The organism is Streptomyces sp. NPDC058741 (assembly GCF_042746715.1).
GTDB lineage: Bacteria > Actinomycetota > Actinomycetes > Streptomycetales > Streptomycetaceae > Streptomyces.
This window is the reverse complement of the sequence record NZ_JBHYQH010000063.1, coordinates 1-21,485: the sequence shown is the minus strand read 5'-3', so window position 1 is coordinate 21,485 and position 21,485 is coordinate 1. Positions and strand designations below refer to the sequence as shown.

The window sequence follows — 21,485 nt, the reverse complement described above, 5'->3', positions numbered from 1 at the left end:
CCGGGCAGGTTACCAACCGCTTGGTATGCCCTCCAGGGCTTGTCCGGCAGATGTGCGGCGGCCCGGCCACCCCCGTGGCAGGAAAGGTGGGGAACTCGTCATTGCCGCCACCCGCCCGCCCCGCGCACCATCGTCGTCATGACCCCGCACACGGTTCTGGCCGTGCTCTTCGACGGTGTCCAGAGCCTCGACGTCAGCGGCCCGCTGGAGGTCCTCGCGGGCGCGGACCTGGTCTCGCCGGGTGCCTACCGGAGCCGCACGGCCTGCCTGGACGGCGCGCCCGTGCGGACCACCGGCGGCCTCACCCCCGTCCCCGGCACGTCCCTGTCCACCGCGCCCGGCCCGGACACCCTCCTCGTCCCCGGCGGCACGGGCGCCCGGCGGCCCGGCCCGCGCCTGGTCGGCTGGGTGCACGAGCGCGGACCGCGCGCCCTGCGGCTGGTCTCCGCGCGCACGCCGGTCTCACCCTGACGTCGGCACGCTCCAGCCGAACTCCGGCCGCCTGCGCTCCAGGAACGCGGCGACGCCCTCCGCGGTGTCGCCGCTGCCGCGCGCCTGCCCGGCCCAGTACGCGTCCCGGTCCGTACGCCCGTCCGCGAACTCCTTCGCCGCCGCCTGGGTCAGCTGCGAACGCGACACCAGGATCCGTGTGAACTCGGCGACCCTCTTGCCGAGGTCGCCCTCGGGCAGCACCTCGTCGACCAGCCCGGTGCGCAGTGCGCGCCCCGCGTCGATCAGCTCGCCGGAGAACAGCAGGTACTTGGCGCCGGCCGGCCCCACCAGGGACACCAGCCGCCGGGTCGAGGAGGCCGGGTACACGATGCCGAGCTTCGCGGGCGTCACCCCGAACAGCGTCCCCTCCCCGGCGAACCGCAGATCGCAGGCCGCCGCCAGTTGCGCCCCGCCGCCCACGCAGTGCCCGCGGATCGCGGCCAGGCTCGGCTTGGGGAACGCGGCGAGCGCCTCCTCGGCCCGCACGGCCAGGGACTGCGCCTCCTCCGGCGAACCCCGCAGCGTCGAGATGTCGGCCCCCGCGCAGAACGTCCCGCCCGTGCCGGTCAGCACCAGTGCCCGTACGGCAGGGTCGTCCGCCGCCCGGTGGAGCAGCGGCGGCAGGGCGCGCCACATCGCGGCCGTCATGGCGTTGCGCTTCTCCGGGTTGCGTATGACGACCGTCGCGACCGAGTCGGTCACGCTGTACTCCAGCTGCGGCTCCATGAGCCGGATGCTATCCGCAGGTCAAACCCGTACAACCCGAATAGTTCGCCGAGACGGCACAACAAGGACAGGAGCAGTCCCACAACTGACCGTGTGATACGTCAAAGGTCAGAAGTGCTCGATAGATGCTGACTTCTGTTCAGGTGTGGGGCGGGGAGCGCATCGTTACCAACACTCTGGGTGTGGCGACAATCGAGCGCGAGGGCGGCGACCGGGCGATGGACGACGACGGGCGCGGGTCCGGCCCACGCCCCCGGGGCGGCGCGGCGCCCCTGAACCCCGGGCCCGCGGATCCGCTGCCGTACGAGGGGGTCTGGAGGTTCACCGCGCCCACGGTCGACGCCTCCGTCCCCCAGGCCCGGCACGCCGTACGGGACCTGCTGCGGTGTCAGGGCGTGCCGGTCTCGGCCGACCTGGCGCAAGGGCTGCTGCTGATCGTCTCGGAGCTGGTGACCAACGCCGTGAAGCACGCGGCGGTGCTGTCCCCGACGATCGCCGTCGAGGTGGCCGTCGGCGCCGAGTGGCTGCGCGTGTCCGTGGAGGACAACCACCCCTACCGGCCGACCGCGCTGGAGACCGACCACGGCCGGACCGGCGGCCGCGGTCTGCTCCTGGTGCGCGAGATCACCCGCGAGGCGGGCGGCGTCTGCGAGGTCGATCACACCGCGAGCGGCGGCAAGGTGATCTGGGCCGCCGTGCCGCTAGAACCCGCCCGCCTTGCCTAGAGGGGGTGTCTGACACATGCCCGCGGCGTCGCCGAAACGTCCTCGTGGCGGAGCCACGAGGACGCTCCGGCGCCTCGCGATCGCACGCACCACACGCCGCTCCTTCTCCCGCGCTCAGGTGTCAGACGCCCCTGGGGACCGCCCCCCGCCTCACCAGCCGGCCGAGGTGCCCGTCAGCTCCCTGATCGCGGGCCGGGCCGCGTCGAGGACCGTCATGAACCAGGCCGAGAAGGGGGCCCGGGCGTGCCGCTCCGCCAGCTCGGGCGGGGTCACGAACGCCGTCGACGCCACCTCCTCCGGATCCGGCCGCAGCACGGCCTGCACCATGCCGACGAAGAGGTGGTTGTACTCCTGCTCCACCAGACCCGACTCCGGGTCGGGGTGGTTGTAGCGCACCGTGCCCGCCTCGGCCAGCAGGGACGGGGAGACGCCGAGCTCCTCGAAGGTCCGCCGCGCCGCCGCCGCGAAGGGCGCCTCACCGGGGTAGGGGTGGCCACAGCACGTGTTGGACCACACACCGGGGGAGTGGTACTTGCCCAGCGCGCGCTGCTGCAGCAGCAGCCGGCCGTACTCGTCGAAGAGGAACACGGAGAACGCGCGGTGCAGCTGCCCGGGCGGCTGGTGGGCGGCGAGCTTCTCCGCGGTGCCGATCGTCACGCCGTCCTCGTCGACCAGTTCCAGCAAAATCGCGTCTGCGGTGCCGTTCGACGGGCTGTGCGTCGCGGTGGCAGGTGTGATCGGCATACCCATCCTTCACATCGGTCTTCGCGCCCCAAGTCTGCCGTACGAATCCGGCACTCCCGGCACTTCGCGGCACGCCCGCATGTCCCGCGCTGCGGGGGCGGGCACGGACTGCGTCACTGCGACGCCGCACGAGGCACCCGGGCGGGGATCGTGCCCGGCCCGGGCGGGCCGGAAATCGTCACCGTCCGTCCCGCGAGAGCCAGGGCGCGGACGCGCGCGGAGGGCCGCGTCCCCCGGCGCGCGCGAGACCCCGCGCGCCCCACCGGTGCCGCGGGTCTCGGGGCCGTCCGGGCGGCCCGTCAGTGGCAGAGGCGCGCCTCGTGCTCCGCGTGCCCGCTCGGCTCCAGCTGGAAGGTGCAGTGCTCCACGTCGAAGTGGTCACCGAGGCAGCCCTGCAGCTCGTGGAGCATCTTCTCGTGGCCCAGAGCGCTCAGCGCCTCCGGGCTGACCACCACGTGCGCCGACAGCACGGGCATACCCGAGGTGATCGTCCACGCGTGCAGGTCGTGGACGTCCTCCACCCCGTCGGTGGCGAGGATGTGGGCGCGGACCTCCGCCATGTCGACGCCCTTCGGCGCCGCCTCCAGCAGCACGTCGAGGGTCTCGCGCAGCAGCTTCCACGTCCGGGGCGCGATCATCAGGGCGATGACCAGCGACGCGATCGGGTCGGCGGGCTGCCAGCCGGTGAGCATGATCACCGCCGACGAGACGATCACCGTCACCGAGCCCAGGGCGTCCGCCGCGACCTCCAGGAAGGCGCCGCGCACGTTCAGGCTCTCCTTCTGGCCGCGCATCAGCAGCGACAGCGACACCAGGTTCGCCACCAGGCCGATCGCACCGAACAGCAGGGCGAGCCGGCCCTCGGTCTGTGCCGGGGTCAGGAAGCGCTGCACCGACTCGTACACCACGTAGCCGCCGACGCCGAGCAGCAGCAGGCAGTTCGCCAGGGCGGCGAGGATCTCGGCCCGGGCGTAGCCGAACGTGGCCCGGTCGCTCGGAGGGCGGCCCGCGAAGTGGATCGCGAGCAGCGCCATGCCGAGGCCCAGGGCGTCCGTCGCCATGTGCGCGGAGTCCGCCACGAGCGCGAGCGAGTCGGCGAGCAGGCCGCCGACGATCTGCACGACCACGATGCCGAGTGTGATCGCCAGCGCGGCCCGCAGCCTGCCGCGGTACGCCGCGGTCGCCGTACCGCCGGGCACGCCGTGCGCGTGCCCGTGATCGTGCCCTGCCCCCATGGGAAAGCCGCCTTCCGGCATCCGTCCGTCTCCTCGTGCCCGGGCACCCCAGTGAACTACGGGGAGGGGGTATCCGCAACGCGGCAGTGAACACCGTTGTCATCTGCCCTGACCTGCGTAAACGATCCGCAGGTCAGGGCAGGGCGAGGCGTCAGAGGCCGTGGTGCAGCCGCCAGCCCCGCCACGCCGACTCCGTCATCTCGCGCACCCCGCGGCGGGCGGTCCAGCCGAGTTCGGCAGCGGCCCGCGCCGCGGAGGCGACCGCGCGCGGGGCGTCCCCGGGGCGGCGCCCCTCGACGAGCGGCGGTCGCCGGTCGCCGGTGACCTCACCGATGACGGTGATCAGCTCGCGCACCGAGACGCCCTCCCCGCGGCCGGCGTTGACCGTCAGATCCCCCGTGACGCCGCCCTCCGCGAGCCGCCGGGCCGCGGCGAGGTGGGCCTCGGCCAGGTCGGCGACGTGGATGTAGTCCCGGACGCAGGTGCCGTCCGGGGTGGGGTAGTCGTCACCGAAGATCCGCGGCGCCTCGTCCCGGGTCAGCCGGTCGAAGACCATCGGGACGATGTTGAACACGCCCGTGTCGGCCAGCTCCGGCGCGGCCGCGCCCGCCACGTTGAAGTAGCGCAGGCAGACGGTGGAGATCCCGTGCGCCCGGCCCGCCGCCCGCACCAGCCACTCCCCGGCGAGCTTGGTCTCGCCGTACGGGTTCACCGGCGCGCAGGGCGTGTCCTCCGTGATGAGGTCCACCCCCGGATCGCCGTACACCGCCGCCGAGGAGGAGAAGACGAAGCGCCCGATCCCGGCCTCGGCGACCGCGTCGAGCAGGGTCGCCAGACCCCCGACGTTCTCCCGGTAGTACCGCGTGGGCTGCGCGACGGACTCGGCGACCTGCTTGCGGGCCGCGAGATGCACCACCCCCGTCACGGAGTGCTCCGCGAACACCCGCTTCAGCAGCTCCCCGTCCAGCGACGAGCCCTGGATCAACGGGACGCCGGACGGCAGCCGCGCGGGCACGCCGGCCGAGAGGTCGTCCAGGGCGAGGACGCGCTCCCCGGCCTCGGTCATGGCCCTGGCCACATGGGCCCCGATGTAGCCGGCCCCGCCGGTGATCAGCCAAGTCATGGTCGCCCACCCTATGCGCCCGGCACCCGGGCCGACACAATGTCCCCGATGTCCGGTGTGGAAGCCGCGGTTTGTGGGGCGGCCCCCGGATCCCCGATGATGACCGCGGCAAGGGCATGTGCGAACTCCGTCGAACCATCCGCCCAACGGGCGGTGAACGCGGCCTTCCGCGCATCCGATAACCTCTGCCGACATGCCGCCCGGGCAGTCGCCGGTGCGGCCGCCCCCATCACGTACAGCACCGGCGCCGCACGCCGGTATCCAGGGAGTGAATTCGGTTGTCGACCGCCATCCTCACCGGTCAGCCGGTCCCGGGATCGTCGATCGAGGGTGATCTGCGGTCCCTCGGATTCGACGTCCGGGTCGCGACCGATGCCGCCGAGGCCGAGGCCCTGCTCGCAGAGGTCCCGGCCGACGAGCGGGTCGCGCTGGTCGACGCCCGGTTCGTGGGGCACGTGCACGCCCTGCGCCTCGGCCTCACCGATCCCCGCTTCCCGGTGGCCGCGATCCCCGGAGCCGTCACCGCCCGCCCGGCCGGCCGCCAGGCCCTGACCCGGGCGATGGCCCGTGAGAACTCCGCGGGCGGCGGCACCACCCTGGTCGACAGCCTCGCCTACCGCGTCCTCACCGCCCTGGACGCCGACGGCACCGACGTGCACCGCCCCGAGCTGGGCAGCCTCGTCGCCGCTGTCCCCGCCGAGCCCCAGGCCCGCAACGAGGCCCGGCAGGCCGTGTCGGACGTCGACGACGAGGCCGTGCGCCTGAAGTCGGCCGTGAAGTCCCGCGACGGCTTCTTCACCACCTTCTGCATCAGCCCGTACTCGAAGTACCTCGCCCGCTGGTGCGCCCGCCGCGGCCTGACCCCGAACCAGGTCACCACGGCCTCCCTGCTCACCGCCCTCATAGCGGCGGCCTGCGCGGCCACCGGCACCCGGGGCGGCTTCGTCGCGGCCGGCGTGCTGCTCGTCGCCTCCTTCGTGCTGGACTGCACCGACGGCCAGCTCGCCCGCTACTCCCTGCAGTACTCCACGCTCGGCGCCTGGCTCGACGCCACGTTCGACCGGGCCAAGGAGTACGCCTACTACGCCGGGCTCGCCCTCGGCGCCGCCCGCGGCGGCGACGACGTCTGGGCCCTGGCCCTGGGCGCCATGGTCCTGCAGACCTGCCGGCACGTCGTGGACTTCTCCTTCAACGAGGCCAACCACGACGCCACCGCCAACACCAGCCCCACCGCCGCCCTCTCCGACAGGCTCGACAGCGTCGGCTGGACCGTCTGGGTGCGTCGCATGATCGTCCTGCCCATCGGCGAACGCTGGGCGATGATCGCGCTCCTCACCGCGCTCACCACCCCCCGCATCACCTTCTACGCGCTGCTCGTCGGCTGCGCCTTCGCGGCCGCCTACACCACGGCGGGCCGGGTGCTGCGCTCCCTGACCCGCAAGGCCCGGCGGACCGACCGGGCCGCCGCGGCCCTGGCCGACCTGGCGGACAGCGGTCCGCTCGCCGGGGGCCTGGCGCGGGTCTTGGGCAGACTGCCGGCCAGGGAGCCGTTCGGCTCCCGGTTCCTGATCGCCCTGCCCGGCGCGGCCCTGCTCGTCCTGGCGGCGGCCCTGGAGCCGTACGGCAGCGCGCTGCCCGTCGCGGCGGCCGGCCTGTACGCGCTCACCTCGGCCGCTGCCGTCGCGCCGCCCCTCAAGGGCGCCCTCGACTGGCTCGTCCCGCCCCTCTTCCGCGCCGCGGAGTACGGAACCGTCCTCGTCCTGGCCGCCAAGGCGGACGCGGACGGAGCCCTTCCGGCGGCGTTCGGGCTGGTGGCGGCGGTCGCCTACCATCACTACGACACGGTGTACCGCATCCGCGGCAACGCCGGAGCGCCCCCCGCCTGGCTGGTGCGTTCCATCGGGGGGCACGAGGGACGGACGCTGCTCGTCACCCTCCTCGCCGCTCTGCTCACCGCCTCGCAGTTCACGGTCGCGCTCACGGTTGTCGCCGTGGCCGTGGCCCTCGTGGTGCTCGCCGAGAGCATCCGCTTCTGGGTCGCCGCCCACAAGGGTGGCGCGCCCGCCGTACACGATGAAGGAGAAACCGCATGATCGGCCTCGTGCTTGCGGCCGGCGCCGGCCGGCGTCTGCGCCCCTACACGGACACCCTGCCCAAGGCACTGGTGCCGGTGGGCCCCGCGGGCATAGAGGGCGAGCCCACGGTCCTCGACCTGACCCTCGGCAACTTCGCCGAGATCGGCCTCACCGAAGCAGCGGTCATCGTCGGCTACCGCAAGGAGGCCGTGTACGCGCGCAAGGAAGCGCTGGAGGCCACGTACGGCCTCGAGCTCACCCTGATCGACAACGACAAGGCCGAGGAGTGGAACAACGCCTACTCCCTGTGGTGCGGCCGTGACGCCCTCAAGGACGGCGTGATCCTCGCCAACGGCGACACCGTCCACCCCGTCTCCGTCGAGAAGACGCTGCTCGCCGCCCGCGGCGACGGCAAGAAGATCATCCTCGCCGTCGACACGGTCAAGCAGCTCGCCGACGAGGAGATGAAGGTCGTCGTCGACCCCGCCAAGGGCATGACGAAGATCACCAAGCTGATGGACCCCGCCGAGGCCTCCGGCGAGTACATCGGCGTCACCCTGATCGAGGGCGACGCCGCCCCCGAGCTGGCCGACGCGCTCAAGGCCGTCTGGGAGACCGACCCGCAGCAGTTCTACGAGCACGGCTACCAGGAGCTCGTCAACCGCGGCTTCCGTATCGACGTGGCGCCGATCGGCGACGTCCAGTGGGTCGAGATCGACAACCACGACGACCTCGCACGGGGACGGGACATCGCATGCCGGTACTGACGCGGCTCATCCCCTCGCCGCTCGTCGTCGACATCCGCCCGGGTGCCCTCGACGACCTCGCGTGCGTGCTCGCCGACGAGCGCATCTCGCACTCCGGCCGCCTCGCCGTCGCCGTCAGCGGCGGCTCCGGCGCCAAGCTGCGCGAGCGCATCACGCCGAGCATGCCCGGCGCCACCTGGTACGAGGTCGGCGGCGGCACCCTCGACGACGCGATCCGGCTGGCGAGCGACATCAAGGCCGGCCACTACGACGCGGTCGTCGGCCTCGGCGGCGGCAAGATCATCGACTGCGCCAAGTTCGCCGCGGCCCGGGTCGGCCTGCCCCTGGTCGCCGTGCCCACGAACCTCGCGCACGACGGCCTGTGCTCGCCGGTCGCCACCCTGGACAACGACGCGGGCCGCGGCTCCTACGGCGTGCCGAACCCGATCGCGGTCGTCATCGACCTGGACGTGATCCGCGAGGCCCCCGTCCGCTACGTCCGCGCCGGCATCGGCGACGCCATCTCCAACATCTCGGCGATCGCCGACTGGGAGCTGGCCAACCGCGTCAAGGGCGAGCGGATCGACGGCCTCGCAGCGGCCATGGCCCGCCAGGCAGGCGAGGCCGTGCTGCGGCACCCGGGCGGCATCGGGGACAACGAGTTCCTCCAGGTGCTCTCCGAGGCACTGGTCCTCAGCGGCATCGCCATGTCCGTGTCGGGCGACTCGCGGCCCTCCTCCGGGGCGTGCCACGAGATCAACCACGCTTTCGACCTGCTCTACCCCAAACGGGCCGCCGCCCACGGCGAGCAGTGCGGACTCGGCGCGGCCTTCGCCATGTGGATGCGCGGGGCGCACGAGGAGTCGGCGTACATGGCCGAGGTGCTGCGCCGGCACGGACTGCCGGTGCTGGCGGACGAGATCGGCTTCAGCACGGACGAGTTCGTCAAGGCCGTCGAGTTCGCCCCGGAGACCCGGCCCGGCCGCTACACCATTCTCGAACACCTCGACCTGAACCCCGAACAGATCAAGGACACCTACACCGACTATGTCAAGGCCATCGGTAGCTGAACTCCGCCCCGTCGTTCACCCCGCAGGGGTGAAGGACCGGCGCAGCGGTGAGCACTGGATGGGACGCCTCTACATGCGTGAGGTGTCCCTGCGGGTCGACCGCTACCTGGTGAACACCACGGTCACGCCCAACCAGCTCACGTACCTGATGACCGTCTTCGGTGTACTCGCGGCCCCGGCACTGCTCGTGCCGGGGATCACGGGCGCCGTGCTCGGCGTGGTCTGCGTCCAGATGTACCTGCTGCTGGACTGCGTCGACGGCGAGATCGCGCGCTGGAAGAAGCAGTACTCGCTCAACGGCGTCTACCTGGACCGCGTCGGCGCCTACCTCACCGACGCCGCCGTGCTCACCGGCTTCGGCCTGCGCGCCGCCGACCTGTGGGGCAGCGGCCGCATCGACTGGCTGTGGGCCTTCCTCGGCACCCTGGCCGCCCTCGGCGCCATCCTGATCAAGGCCGAGACCGACCTGGTCGGCGTCGCCCGCCACCAGGCCGGCAAGCCCCCCGTCCAGGAGGCCGCCGCCGAGATGCGCTCCTCCGGCATGGCGCTGGCCCGCAAGGCCGCAGCGGCCCTGAAGTTCCACCGCCTCATCCTCGGCATCGAGGCCTCCCTGCTGATCCTGGCCCTGGCGATCGCCGACCAGATCCGCGGCGACCTGTTCTTCACCCGCCTCGGCGTGGCGGTGCTCGCCGGCATCGCCCTGGTGCAGACGCTGCTGCACCTGGTGTCGATCCTCGCCTCCAGCAGGCTGAAGTGAGCGGCATGAAGGTCGGCGCCGTCATCATCACCATGGGCAACCGCCCCGCCGAGCTGCGGGCCCTGCTCGACTCCGTCGCCCAGCAGGACGGCTACCCGGTCGAGGTGGTCGTCGTCGGCAACGGCTCGCCCGTCCCCGACGTCCCCGAGGGCGTGCGCACCATCGAGCTTCCCGAGAACCTCGGCATCCCCGGCGGCCGCAACGTCGGTATCGAGGCCTTCGGCCCGGCCGGCCGGGACGTCGACATCCTGCTCTTCCTCGACGACGACGGCCTCCTCGCCCGGCACGACACCGCCGAGCTGTGCCGCAAGGCCTTCGAGTCCGACCCGGCGCTCGGGATCGTGAGCTTCCGCATAGCCGACCCCGAGACCGGCGTCACCCAGCGCCGGCACGTGCCCCGGCTGCGCGCCGCCGACCCGATGCGCTCCTCCCGGGTCACCACCTTCCTCGGCGGCGCCAACGCCGTACGCACGCGCGTCTTCGCCGACGTCGGCGGACTCCCGGACGAGTTCTTCTACGCCCACGAGGAGACCGACCTGGCCTGGCGGGCCCTCGACGCCGGCTGGCTGATCGACTACCGGTCCGACATGGTGCTGTACCACCCGACGACCGCCCCCTCGCGGCACGCCGTCTACCACCGCATGGTCGCCCGCAACCGCGTCTGGCTGGCCCGCCGCAACCTCCCCGCGCCCCTCGTCCCGGTCTACCTCGGCGTGTGGCTGCTGCTGACCCTCCTCCGCCGCCCCTCCCGCCCCGCCCTGCGGGCCTGGTTCGGCGGATTCCGCGAGGGCTGGACCACCCCCTGCGGCACACGCCGGCCCATGAAGTGGCGTACGGTGTGGCGGCTGACCCGTCTGGGCCGGCCCCCCGTCATCTGACAAGCTCGTGTCCGGGAGTTCCCGGGAGTGTCCGAGGGGGCCGTACCCTGGCCCCGGCTCATGCCGGCCCGTACAGGCCGCGTATCTCGAAGACGAAAGTTTCCACCAGTGAGTGAGACAACGCACGACGCCACGGTCGCGGTGAGCGCGCCCGCGGCGCCCGACGAGGGCCTCACGGCGAGGGAACTCGCCGCCAAGCACGGGCTGAGCGTGAGCGGCGCCCGGCCCTCCCTCATCGAGTACGTCCGTCAGCTCTGGGACCGGCGGCACTTCATCCTCGCCTTCTCCCGCGCCAAGCTGACCGCCCAGTACAGCCAGGCCAAGCTCGGCCAGCTGTGGCAGGTGGCCACGCCGCTGCTGAACGCGGCGGTGTACTTCTTCATCTTCGGCCTGTTGCTGGAGGCCGACCGGGGCATGTCCCGCGAGGTGTACATCCCGTTCCTGGTCACGGGCGTGTTCGTGTTCACCTTCACGCAGAGCTCGGTGATGGCGGGCGTGCGCGCGATCTCCGGCAACCTCGGCCTGGTCCGCGCCCTGCACTTCCCGCGAGCCTCGCTGCCGGTCTCCTTCGCGCTGCAGCAGCTCCAGCAGCTGCTGTTCTCGATGATCGTGCTGTTCGTCATCGCGGTCGGTTTCGGCCACTACCCGGACCTGTCCTGGCTGCTGATCGTGCCGGTGCTCGTTCTGCAGTTCTGCTTCAACACCGGCCTCGCGCTGATCATGGCCCGGGCGGGCGCCAAGACCCCCGACCTCGCGCAGCTGATGCCGTTCGTGATGCGGACCTGGATGTACGCGTCCGGCGTGATGTTCTCCATCCCGATCCTCCTGGCGGACAAGCCGGCCTGGATCGCGAACGTCCTGCAGTGGAACCCGGCCGCGATCTACATGGACCTGATGCGCTTCGCGCTGATCGACGACTACGGCTCGCGCTACCTGCCCGACCACGTGTGGGCGGTCGCGGCCGGCTGGGCCGTGCTGTTCGCCGTCGGCGGCTTCGTGTACTTCTGGAAGGCGGAGGAGAGGTACGGCCGTGGCTGAGCAGAAGCAGGACGGGAACATCCCCACCGTCATCGCGGACGAGTTGCACATCGTCTACCGCGTCAACGGCGCCAAGTCCGGCAAGGGCAGCGCCACCGCGGCCCTCAGCCGCATCCTGAAGCGCGGCGAGGAGCGGGGCGTGCGCAAGGTGCACGCCGTGCGAGGTGTCTCCTTCGTCGCCTACCGCGGTGAGGCCATCGGCCTGATCGGCTCCAACGGCTCCGGCAAGTCGACCCTGCTGCGCGCCATCGCGGGCCTGCTGCCCGCCGAGAGCGGCAAGGTCTACACCGACGGCCAGCCCTCGCTGCTCGGCGTCAACGCCGCCCTGATGAACGACCTCACCGGTGAGCGCAACGTCATATTGGGCGGGCTCGCGATGGGCATGTCGCGCGAGGAGATCAAGGCCCGCTACCAGGACATCGTCGACTTCTCCGGCATCAACGAGAAGGGCGACTTCATCACGCTGCCCATGCGCACCTACTCCTCCGGCATGGCGGCCCGGCTCCGCTTCTCCATCGCGGCCGCCAAGGACCACGACGTGCTGATGATCGACGAGGCCCTCGCCACCGGCGACCGCAAGTTCCAGAAGCGCTCCGAGGACCGCATCCGGGAGCTGCGCAAGGAGGCCGGCACGGTGTTTCTGGTCAGCCACAACAACAAGTCCATCCGCGACACCTGCAACCGCGTGCTGTGGCTGGAGCGCGGTGAACTGCGCATGGACGGCCCGACCGACGAGGTGCTCAAGGAGTACGAGAAGTTCACCGGCAAGTAGCCGAGGCCCCGGCGGGACTGTTCCGGCGGGGCCCCGCGTCCGCAAAGGAAGCGTCAACTCCGGCCCGTGTCAGGAACCTTGGGGCCGATCGGTGTGTTCTCGTGGGGTGGGGACACCCTGACAAACCCCGGTGCGTTGTACAACGTAAGCTGTACCGGTCCCGAAACACGGCAATCATGGCAATAATGCGCGACACCGCCCGTCGGGGCATCGAGCGGACGGCTGGGCGGCGTGTCCGAAATAGTGCGTATTGGGTCGGCAGTGTAGAACGGGAGATGTGACGGCGATGGCTACGGAAACTCCCCAGCTCCACGCAGCACGTGCCGTCCCCGCTCCGGGCGGCCGGCGGTGACGGGAACCGGCACGGCGCGCGCCCTCGACCCGGAGCGCGCCACCCTCGACAAGGCCGCGGGTGAGAACTTCCCCGTGGCCCCCTTCTTCCTGCCCCGGGCCTGGCGCGCCGACCTCATGGCCGTCTACGGCTTCGCCCGCCTGGTCGACGACATCGGCGACGGCGACCTGGCCCCCGGCGGCGCCGACGCCCGCCTGCTCGGCGTCCCGCCCGACGAGGGCCAGGACCGGCTGGTCCTGCTGGACGCCTTCGAGACCGACCTGCGCCGGGTCTTCGGCTCCACACCCCGCCACCCCCTGCTGCGCCGCCTCCAGCCGGTCGTCCGCCGGTGCGCCCTGACGCCCGAGCCGTTCCTCGGCCTGATCGCCGCCAACCGCCAGGACCAGCTGGTCCGCCGCTACGAGACCTACGACGACCTGCTCGCCTACTGCAAGCTGTCCGCCAACCCCGTCGGCCGTCTCGTCCTCGCCGTCACCGGCACCTCGACCCCCGAGCGGATCCGCCGCTCCGACCTGATCTGCACGGCCCTGCAGATCGTCGAGCACCTCCAGGACGTGGCCGAGGACCTCGGCCGCGACCGCGTGTACCTGCCCGCCTCCGACCTGAAGCGCTTCCATGTCGAGGAGGCCGACCTCGCCGCGGACACCGCCGGGGCGTCGGTCCGCGCGCTCGTCGCGTACGAAGCGCAGCGCGCCCTGGACCTGCTCGACGAGGGCGCACCCCTGGTGGGCAGCGTCCGCGGCAGGCTGAAGCTGCTGCTCGCGGGGTTCGTGGCGGGAGGAAGGGCGGCCGTCGGCGCGATCGCCGCCGCCGACTACGACGTACTTCCCGGCCCGCCCAAGCCCGGCACGCTCCGGCTGCTGCGCGAGGTGGGCCCGACTCTGCGAGGAGAGGGGTGATCCGGACCGTGGAGTCGGAACCACACGCGTCCCCACCGGTACTCGCCGCCTACAGCTACTGCGAGGCCGTCACCGGGCGGCAGGCCCGCAACTTCGCCTACGGCATCCGGCTGCTGCCGGTGGCCCAGCGGCGTGCGATGTCGGCGCTGTACGCGTTCTCGCGGCGCGTCGACGACATCGGCGACGGCGCGCTCGCCGACGACGTCAAGGTCGCCCGGCTGGATGACACCCGGGCCCTGCTGACCCGGATCCGCCGGGGCGCGGTCGACGACGACGACACCGACCCCGTCGCCGTGGCCCTCACCCACGCCGCCTCGCACTTCCCGATCCCCCTGGGCGGCCTGGACGAGCTCATCGACGGCGTCCAGATGGACGTCCGCGGTGAGACGTACGAGACCTGGGACGACCTGAAGGTCTACTGCCGCTGTGTGGCGGGCGCCATCGGGCGGCTCTCGCTCGGGGTGTTCGGGACCGAACCGGGGGCGCGCGGCGTCGATCGCGCGCCCGAGTACGCCGACACGCTCGGACTCGCGCTCCAGCTCACCAACATCCTCAGAGACGTCCGCGAGGACGCCGTGGGCGGCCGCACCTACCTGCCCGCCGACGACCTCGCCAAGTTCGGCTGCTCGGCCGGGTTCAGCGGGCCGAGGCCACCGGAGGGCTCCGACTTCGCGGGCCTCGTGCACTTCGAAGTGCGTCGGGCCCGCGCTCTTTTCGCCGAGGGCTACCGGCTGCTGCCCATGCTCGACCGGCGCAGCGGTGCCTGTGTCGCCGCCATGGCCGGCATCTACCGCCGCCTGCTGGACCGCATCGAGCGCGACCCGGAGGCCGTCCTGCGCGGCCGGGTCTCGCTGCCCGGCCGGGAGAAGGCGTACGTCGCGGTGCGCGGCCTGTCCGGTCTGGACGCCCGGCACGTGACCCGACGGACCGTCAGGAGGCGGGTGTGAGCAGCGGATCGCTCCACGGGGACACCACCGGCGGCCGGGTGCCCGCCCGCCGGGGCGGTGCCGTCCCGTGCTGCCGCGAGGCGGTGCGGGGCACGCTGCGGCGTGCTCTCCGTGGCATCGAGCCGGCACTCTGCGCGGGGCGGTGCCGCATGCCCGTCGCGGTGCCGGGCCGTGCCGCCTGCGTGGATCCGGCGGCAGGGCTCCGCCGCGGGATCGGGGTCCGCCGCGCCGTCACGGACGACCGGCGGCCAACCCTCCGGCGCGGTACGGCGTCCCTGACTCAGACGGCCCGCCGTGCACCGCGAGGGCGGCACGACCGGGCCGCGGGGGAGGACGCGCGATGACCCACGGCACGCGGTCCCACGGACCGGCCGCGGAGGGGCGGCACACCGTCGTGGTGGGCGGCGGTCTCGCCGGCGTCACCGCCGCGCTCGCGCTCGCCGACGCCGGAGTGCGCGTCACTCTGCTGGAGGGCAGGCCCCGCCTGGGCGGCCTGGCCTTCTCCTTCCGGCGCGGCGACCTCACCGTCGACAACGGACAGCACGTCTACCTGCGCTGCTGCACGGCCTACCGCTGGTTCCTCGACCGCATCGAGGGCGCGGCACTGGCCCCGCTGCAGGACCGGCTCGACGTCCCCGTCGTGGACGTGGCCCGCCCCGAGGGGCGGCGGCTCGGCAGGCTGCGGCGCGACGCGCTGCCCGTGCCCCTGCACCTCGGCCGCAGCCTCGCCACCTATCCGCACCTGTCGCTCGCCGAGCGCGCCCGGGTCGGCCGGGCCGCGCTCGCGCTCAAGGGACTCGACCCCGCCGACCCGGCGCTGGACGCGCGGGACTTCGGCAGCTGGCTGACCGCGCACGGCCAGTCGGCGCGCGCCGTCGAGGCCCTGTGGGACCTGGTCGGGGTCGCCACCCTCAACGCGGTCGCGGGGGACACCTCCCTGGCGCTCGCCGCGATGGTGTTCAGGACCGGGCTGCTGTCCGCCCCGGGCGCGGCCGACATCGGCTGGGCGGGCGTCCCCCTCGGCGACCTGCACGACCGGCTCGCCCGCAAGGCGCTCGACGCCGAGGGCGTGCGCACCGAGGTCCGCACCCGCGTCACCGACGTCCGCCGGAGCGCGGACGGCGGGTGGAGTGTCGAGGTGCCCGGCGAGACCCTCCGGGCCGACGCGGTCGTCCTCGCCGTACCGCAGCGAGAGGCGCACGACCTGCTGCCCGCCGGTGCCCTCGACGCACCCGAGCGCCTCCTGGAGATCGGCACCGCGCCGATCCTCAACGTCCACGTGGTGTACGACCGCACGGTGCTCGCCCGGCCGTTCGTCACCGCCCTCGGCAGCCCGCTGCAGTGGGTCTTCGACCGGACCGAGGCGTCCGGGCTGCGCACGGGGCAGTACCTCGCCGTGTCGCAGTCGGCCGCCCAGGACGAGATCGACGAGCCCGTGGCCGTGCTGCGCGAGCGGTACCTGCCCGAGCTGGAGCGGCTGCTGCCGCTCGCCCGTGACGCCCGAGTGAAGGACTTCTTCGTCACCCGGGAGCGCACCGCGACGTTCGCTCCCACCCCCGGCGTCGGCCGCCTCAGGCCCGGCGCCCGCACCAAGGCACCCGGCCTCTACCTGGCCGGAGCGTGGACCGCCACCGGGTGGCCCGCGACCATGGAGAGTGCGGTCCGCAGTGGTGTGAGCGCGGCGGACGCCGTGCTGGGCGCCCTGGGCCGGCCCCGTCCGCACCACCTCTTCGAGTTCGAGGAGGCGGCGTGATGCCCGCTCGGCACCAAGCGGCGGGCGGCCCCCGCACCCCCGGTACCGCAACAAGAGGAGAGACTGTGCCCACTGTGCCCCCGGCCTCGAGGACTGCCGAGGCGGTGGACGTGACCGCGCTGCTGGAGCGCGGCCGGACCCTGGCCACTCCGGTACTGCGGGCGGCCGTCGACCGCCTGGCACCTCCCATGGACACGGTCGCCGCCTACCACTTCGGATGGATCGACGCCCAGGGCAGGCCCGCCGACGGCGACGGCGGCAAAGCCGTGCGCCCCGCCCTCGCCGTGCTGTCCGCCGAAGTCATGTCCGCCGCGCCCGAGACCGGCGTCCCCGGCGCCGTCGCGGTGGAACTCGTCCACAACTTCTCCCTCCTCCACGACGACCTCATGGACGGCGACGAGCAGCGCCGCCACCGCGACACGGTCTGGAAGGTGCACGGCCCCGCCCAGGCCATCCTGGTCGGCGACGCCCTGTTCGCCCTCGCCAACGAGGTCCTCCTCGAACTCGGCACCGTCGAGGCGGGCCGCGCCACCCGCCGTCTGACCACCGCCACGCGCGCCCTGATCGACGGCCAGGCCCAGGACATCTCCTACGAGCACCGCGACCGCGTCAGCGTCGAGGAGTGCCTGGAGATGGAGGGCAACAAGACCGGCGCCCTGCTCGCCTGCGCCAGCTCCATCGGCGCGGTCCTCGGCGGCGCCGACGAGCGCACCGCCGACGCGCTGGAGCGGTACGGCTACCGCCTGGGCCTCGCCTTCCAGGCCGTCGACGACCTCCTCGGCATCTGGGGCGACCCGGTCTCCACCGGCAAGCAGACCTGGAGCGATCTTCGCCAGCGCAAGAAGTCCCTGCCGGTCGTCGCCGCGCTCGCCGCGGGCGGCCCGGCCTCCGAGCGGCTCGGCGAGATCCTCGCCGCCGACGCCAAGAGCAGCGACTTCGCGAACTTCTCCGAGGAGGAGTTCGCGGCCCGTGCCGCCCTCATCGAGGAGGCCGGCGGCCGCGAGTGGACCGCCGAGGAGGCGCGCCGCCAGCACACCATCGCCATCGAGGCCCTCGACGCCGTGGACATGCCCGACCGGGTACGGGAGCAGTTCACGGCGCTCGCGGACTTCGTCGTCGTACGAAAGAGATGATCACCATCGGCCGAATAGCCCTCGCGTAGTCGCCGGCCGGTGCCGCGGGAGACCTCGGAGCACCGGCCGACGGCGGACCCACAGCAGCTGCACACCTTGCACCACTGCACGAAGGGGAAGCCATGACAGCGACGACCGGCGGAAGCACCGGGGCCCTGCCACCCCGCGCCGCCGCGGCCAGCGACACCGACACCCCCGGGGCGGCCGGGGTGAGCGAAACCGCCGCCCGCGCCGCACGGCGCGCCACCGACTACCTGCTCTCCCGCCAGGACCCCGAGGGCTGGTGGAAGGGCGACCTCGAGACCAACGTCACGATGGACGCCGAGGACCTGCTGCTCCGTCAGTTCCTCGGCATCCGCGACGAGAAGACCACACGGGCCGCCGCCCTCTTCATCCGCGGCGAACAGCGCGAGGACGGTACCTGGGCCACCTTCCACGGCGGCCCCGGCGAACTCTCCACCACCGTCGAGGCCTACGTCGCCCTCCGGCTGGCCGGGGACGCGCCCGACGCCCCGCACATGGCGAGGGCCTCGGCCTGGATCCGCGCGCGGGGCGGCATCGCCGCCGCCCGGGTCTTCACCCGCATCTGGCTGGCCCTGTTCGGCTGGTGGAAGTGGGAGGACCTGCCCGAACTGCCGCCGGAGCTCATCTTCTTCCCGAAGTGGGTGCCGCTCAACATCTACGACTTCGGCTGCTGGGCCCGGCAGACCATCGTCCCGCTGACGATCGTCTCCGCGAAGCGGCCGGTGCGCGCGGCGCCCTTCCCGATCGACGAGCTGCACACCGACCCGGACCACCCGAACCCGCACGAACCCCTGGCGAGCCCGTTCAGTTGGGACGGGGCCTTCCAACGGATGGACAAGGGCCTGCACGCCCTGCGCAGGGTCGCGCCGCGCCGACTGCGCCGGGCCGCCGTGAACAGCGCCGCCCGCTGGATCATCGAACGCCAGGAGAACGACGGCTGCTGGGGCGGCATCCAGCCCCCGGCCGTCTACTCGATCATCGCCCTGCACCTGCTCGGCTACGACCTGGAGCACCCCGTGCTGCGGGAGGGGCTGGCGTCCCTGGACCGCTTCGCCGTGTGGCGTGAGGACGGGGCCCGCATGATCGAGGCCTGCCAGTCGCCGGTGTGGGACACCTGCCTCGCCGCGATCGCGCTCGCCGACGCCGGACTGCCCGCCGACCACCCGCAGTTGGTGAAGGCGGCCGACTGGATGCTCGGCGAGGAGATCGTCCGCCCCGGCGACTGGTCGGTGCGCCGGCCCGGACTGCTGCCCGGGGGCTGGGCGTTCGAGTTCCACAACGACAACTACCCGGACATCGACGACACCGCCGAGGTGATCCTCGCGCTGCGCCGGATCACCCACCGCGAACCGGAGCGGGTCGACCGGGCCATCGGCCGCGGCGTGCGCTGGACCCTCGGCATGCAGTCGAGGAACGGCGCCTGGGCCGCGTTCGACGTCGACAACACCAGCCCCTTCCCGAACCGGCTGCCGTTCTGCGACTTCGGCGAGGTGATCGACCCGCCCTCCGCGGACGTCACCGCGCACGTCGTCGAGATGCTCGCCGCCGAGGGCCTCGCCCACGACCCGCGCACCCGGCGCGGCATCGAGTGGCTGCTCGCCGAACAGGAGCCGAACGGCTCGTGGTTCGGCCGCTGGGGCGTCAACTACGTCTACGGCACCGGCTCCGTCGTCCCCGCCCTGGCCGCCGCCGGAATCCCCGCCGCCCACCCCGCGATCCGCCGGGCCGTGGTCTGGCTGGAGTCGGTCCAGAACGACGACGGCGGCTGGGGCGAGGACCTGCGCTCCTACCGGGACGCCGAGGGATGGAGCGGCAGGGGCGCCTCCACCGCCTCGCAGACGGCGTGGGCGCTGATGGCGCTGCTCGCCGCGGGGGAGCGCGACTCCGAGGCCGTCGAACGCGGCGTCGCATGGCTCGCCGCCACCCAGCGGGAGGACGGCTCCTGGGACGAGCCGTACTTCACGGGCACGGGCTTCCCCTGGGACTTCTCGATCAACTACCACCTCTACCGGCAGGTGTTCCCGCTCACCGCGCTCGGCCGGTACGTCCACGGCGAGCCGTTCGCCGGCCGGCCCAAGGGGAGCTGATGAGCGGCCAGCCCGCCCCGGCCCCGCTGCTGATCGCCTGCGCGCTCGGCATCGAGCAGCTCGCCCTGCGCGCGGGCGGCCGGGGCGGGGCCGGAGGGCCGGTCACCGTGCTGCGCACGGGCATGGGCCCGGCGGCGGCCGAGCGGGCCGTCACCCGCGTGCTGGCCGGTCCCGGGCTGCGCGACGCCGCCGTGCTGGCCACCGGCTTCTGCGCGGGTCTCGCACCGGGCATGCACCCCGGGGACCTGGTCGTCGCCGAGGAGACCCGCGACCCGCGCGGCACGACGCCCTGCGTCGGGGTCGATCTGCTGGTGGAGGAGCTGCTGCGGGCCCTGCCCGGGCGCACCGTGCACACCGGGCCGCTGACCGGCTCCGACCACGTCGTACGGGGTCCCGAACGGTCCGATCTGCTCGCGACCGGAGCGATCGCGGTCGACATGGAGTCGGCGGTCACACTCCGAAGCGCCGTGCGCGCGGGCGAGCGCCCGGTTGCGGCCGTCCGGGTGGTCGTGGACGCTCCTGAACATGAACTCGTCCGGATCGGCACGGTGCGCGGTGGAATATCGGCTTTCCGCGTTCTTCGCTGCGTCCTTCCCGCTTTCTTCGAATGGCACCGTTCCTTGCTGCTCCCCAGGAGGTGAGCCAGATGGCCATGCCGCTCCGACAGTCCATCAAGGTCGCTACGTACTTGGCTGAACAGAAGCTCAAGCGGCGGGACAAGTTCCCGCTGATCGTGGAGCTGGAGCCGTTGTTCGCCTGCAACCTCAAGTGCGAGGGATGCGGCAAGATCCAGCACCCGGCGGGGGTGCTCAAGCAGCGGATGCCGGTCGCCCAGGCCGTGGGGGCGGTCATGGAGTCCGGCGCCCCGATGGTGTCGATCGCCGGCGGTGAGCCGCTGATGCACCCGCAGATCGACGAGATCGTGCGCCAGCTGGTGGCCAAGCGGAAATACGTCTTCCTCTGCACCAACGCCATGCTGCTGCGCAAGAAGATGGACGCGTTCGAGCCCTCTCCCTATTTCGCCTTCGCGGTGCACATCGACGGGCTGCGCGAGCGGCACGACGAGTCCGTGGCCAAGGAGGGCGTCTTCGACGAGGCCGTGGAGGCGATCAAGGAGGCCAAGCGGCGCGGCTTCCGGGTCACCACCAACTCGACCTTCTTCAACACCGACACCCCGCAGACCGTCATCGAGGTGCTGAACTTCCTCAACGACGACCTCGAGGTCGACGAGATGATGATCTCTCCCGCCTACGCCTACGAGAAGGCCCCCGACCAGGAGCACTTCCTCGGCGTGGAGCAGACCCGCGAGCTGTTCAGGAAGGCCTTCGCGGGCGGCAACCGGCGGCGCTGGCGGCTCAACCACTCACCGCTCTTCCTGGACTTCCTGGAGGGCAGGGTCGACTTCCCCTGCACGGCGTGGGCCATCCCCAACTACTCGCTCTTCGGCTGGCAGCGGCCCTGCTACCTGATGAGCGACGGGTACGTCCCGACCTACCGCGAGCTGGTCGAGGACACCGACTGGGACAAGTACGGCCGCGGCAAGGACCCGCGCTGCGCCAACTGCATGGCGCACTGCGGCTACGAGCCCACCGCCGTCCTCGCCACCATGGGATCGCTGAAGGAGTCGCTGCGCGCCCTGCGCGAGACGGTCTCAGGGAACCGGGAGTGATGGCATGACCGCCATCTCGCTGGGCGTGCCCGAGATGCCGGTGCGGCCGGTCGCCGAGAGGCGCCCCTCGCGCCGCATCCAGGTCGGGCCGGTGCCGGTCGGGGGCGGGGCCCCGGTGTCGGTGCAGTCGATGACCACGACGCGTACCTCCGACATCGGCGCCACCCTCCAGCAGATCGCCGAACTGACCGCGTCCGGCTGCCAGATCGTCCGCGTCGCCTGCCCCACCCAGGACGACGC

The 21,485-nt window shown here is 72.6% G+C and carries 21 protein-coding genes and 1 pseudogene; 18 read left to right on the top strand and 4 right to left on the bottom strand.

All coding sequences use genetic code 11. The features are described 5' to 3' along the window. Positions 1-138: 138 nt before the first annotated feature. Positions 139-456: pseudogene (locus ACFW6P_RS30170) on the top strand (DJ-1/PfpI family protein); the annotation flags it as partial. 6 nt (positions 457-462) lie between these two features. Here the strand turns inward: ACFW6P_RS30170 and ACFW6P_RS30165 are convergent. Then, positions 463-1,218, bottom strand: coding sequence for an enoyl-CoA hydratase/isomerase family protein (locus tag ACFW6P_RS30165; protein ID WP_386425503.1), 756 nt, complete (start codon positions 1,216-1,218; stop codon positions 463-465). A 218-nt stretch (positions 1,219-1,436) separates the two neighbouring features. Here ACFW6P_RS30165 and ACFW6P_RS30160 point away from each other — a divergent pair, with 218 nt between their 5' ends. After that, complete coding sequence (locus tag ACFW6P_RS30160) at positions 1,437-1,943, top strand: ATP-binding protein (RefSeq protein WP_386425512.1); 507 nt, start codon at positions 1,437-1,439, stop codon at positions 1,941-1,943. Positions 1,944-2,093: 150 nt separating this feature from the next. On the opposite strand, the gene idi is transcribed toward ACFW6P_RS30160, so the two are convergent. The 3 genes from idi to galE form a co-directional block, all read right to left on the bottom strand. After that, on the bottom strand, positions 2,094-2,687 hold the full coding sequence (gene idi / locus ACFW6P_RS30155; RefSeq protein WP_386359458.1) for an isopentenyl-diphosphate Delta-isomerase: 594 nt from the start codon (positions 2,685-2,687) through the stop codon (positions 2,094-2,096). Between the two features lie 299 nt (positions 2,688-2,986). Then, positions 2,987-3,922 (bottom strand): cation diffusion facilitator family transporter, encoded by a 936-nt coding sequence (locus tag ACFW6P_RS30150; RefSeq protein WP_386359457.1) that lies wholly within the window; start codon positions 3,920-3,922, stop codon positions 2,987-2,989. Between the two features lie 151 nt (positions 3,923-4,073). Beyond that, on the bottom strand, positions 4,074-5,045 hold the full coding sequence (gene galE / locus ACFW6P_RS30145) for a UDP-glucose 4-epimerase GalE (RefSeq protein WP_386359456.1): 972 nt from the start codon (positions 5,043-5,045) through the stop codon (positions 4,074-4,076). Positions 5,046-5,323: 278 nt separating this feature from the next. Between galE and ACFW6P_RS30140 the strand changes: the two genes are divergently transcribed. The 16 genes from ACFW6P_RS30140 to ACFW6P_RS30065 form a co-directional block, all read left to right on the top strand. Further along, complete coding sequence (locus ACFW6P_RS30140) at positions 5,324-7,138, top strand: DUF5941 domain-containing protein (protein WP_386359455.1); 1,815 nt, start codon at positions 5,324-5,326, stop codon at positions 7,136-7,138. Continuing rightward, positions 7,135-7,887 (top strand): sugar phosphate nucleotidyltransferase, encoded by a 753-nt coding sequence (locus ACFW6P_RS30135; RefSeq protein ID WP_386359454.1) that lies wholly within the window; start codon positions 7,135-7,137, stop codon positions 7,885-7,887. The genes ACFW6P_RS30140 and ACFW6P_RS30135 overlap by 4 nt, the downstream gene beginning before the upstream one ends. After that, positions 7,875-8,936: an iron-containing alcohol dehydrogenase family protein gene (locus tag ACFW6P_RS30130; protein WP_386359453.1), complete on the top strand. Its 1,062-nt coding sequence runs from the start codon at positions 7,875-7,877 to the stop codon at positions 8,934-8,936. Before ACFW6P_RS30135 ends, ACFW6P_RS30130 begins: the two co-directional genes overlap by 13 nt. Continuing rightward, positions 8,914-9,693: a CDP-alcohol phosphatidyltransferase family protein gene (locus tag ACFW6P_RS30125; RefSeq protein WP_386359452.1), complete on the top strand. Its 780-nt coding sequence runs from the start codon at positions 8,914-8,916 to the stop codon at positions 9,691-9,693. The genes ACFW6P_RS30130 and ACFW6P_RS30125 overlap by 23 nt, the downstream gene beginning before the upstream one ends. 5 nt (positions 9,694-9,698) lie before the next feature. Beyond that, on the top strand, positions 9,699-10,571 hold the full coding sequence (locus ACFW6P_RS30120) for a glycosyltransferase family 2 protein (RefSeq protein ID WP_386425500.1): 873 nt from the start codon (positions 9,699-9,701) through the stop codon (positions 10,569-10,571). Positions 10,572-10,679: 108 nt separating this feature from the next. Further along, entirely contained in the window at positions 10,680-11,609 is a 930-nt protein-coding gene (locus tag ACFW6P_RS30115) for an ABC transporter permease (RefSeq protein ID WP_386359451.1), read from the top strand. Continuing rightward, positions 11,602-12,381, top strand: coding sequence for an ABC transporter ATP-binding protein (locus ACFW6P_RS30110; protein ID WP_386359450.1), 780 nt, complete (start codon positions 11,602-11,604; stop codon positions 12,379-12,381). Before ACFW6P_RS30115 ends, ACFW6P_RS30110 begins: the two co-directional genes overlap by 8 nt. A 348-nt stretch (positions 12,382-12,729) precedes the next feature. Next, positions 12,730-13,632 carry a squalene synthase HpnC gene (hpnC, locus tag ACFW6P_RS30105; protein ID WP_386359449.1) on the top strand — a complete coding sequence of 301 codons (903 nt, stop codon included), beginning with the start codon at positions 12,730-12,732 and terminating at the stop codon, positions 13,630-13,632. Continuing rightward, a complete protein-coding gene (gene hpnD / locus ACFW6P_RS30100; RefSeq protein ID WP_386359448.1) occupies positions 13,629-14,579 on the top strand; it encodes a presqualene diphosphate synthase HpnD in 951 nt (316 codons plus the stop codon). Before hpnC ends, hpnD begins: the two co-directional genes overlap by 4 nt. Before the next feature lie 149 nt (positions 14,580-14,728). Further along, positions 14,729-14,923 (top strand): DUF6380 family protein, encoded by a 195-nt coding sequence (locus tag ACFW6P_RS30095; protein WP_386359463.1) that lies wholly within the window; start codon positions 14,729-14,731, stop codon positions 14,921-14,923. Further along, positions 14,920-16,332 carry a hydroxysqualene dehydroxylase HpnE gene (gene hpnE, locus ACFW6P_RS30090; protein WP_386425497.1) on the top strand — a complete coding sequence of 471 codons (1,413 nt, stop codon included), beginning with the start codon at positions 14,920-14,922 and terminating at the stop codon, positions 16,330-16,332. The genes ACFW6P_RS30095 and hpnE overlap by 4 nt, the downstream gene beginning before the upstream one ends. Then, positions 16,332-17,465 carry a polyprenyl synthetase family protein gene (locus ACFW6P_RS30085; protein WP_386359446.1) on the top strand — a complete coding sequence of 378 codons (1,134 nt, stop codon included), beginning with the start codon at positions 16,332-16,334 and terminating at the stop codon, positions 17,463-17,465. The genes hpnE and ACFW6P_RS30085 overlap by 1 nt, the downstream gene beginning before the upstream one ends. A 122-nt stretch (positions 17,466-17,587) precedes the next feature. Further along, entirely contained in the window at positions 17,588-19,576 is a 1,989-nt protein-coding gene (gene shc / locus ACFW6P_RS30080) for a squalene--hopene cyclase (protein WP_386359445.1), read from the top strand. Continuing rightward, a complete protein-coding gene (locus ACFW6P_RS30075; protein ID WP_386359444.1) occupies positions 19,576-20,217 on the top strand; it encodes a 1-hydroxy-2-methyl-2-butenyl 4-diphosphate reductase in 642 nt (213 codons plus the stop codon). The genes shc and ACFW6P_RS30075 overlap by 1 nt, the downstream gene beginning before the upstream one ends. Positions 20,218-20,222: 5 nt before the next feature. Continuing rightward, a complete protein-coding gene (gene hpnH / locus ACFW6P_RS30070; RefSeq protein WP_386359443.1) occupies positions 20,223-21,245 on the top strand; it encodes an adenosyl-hopene transferase HpnH in 1,023 nt (340 codons plus the stop codon). 4 nt (positions 21,246-21,249) lie between these two features. Continuing rightward, positions 21,250-21,485 (top strand): flavodoxin-dependent (E)-4-hydroxy-3-methylbut-2-enyl-diphosphate synthase (locus ACFW6P_RS30065; RefSeq protein WP_386359442.1); only part of this gene is annotated, 236 nt, incomplete at its 3' end.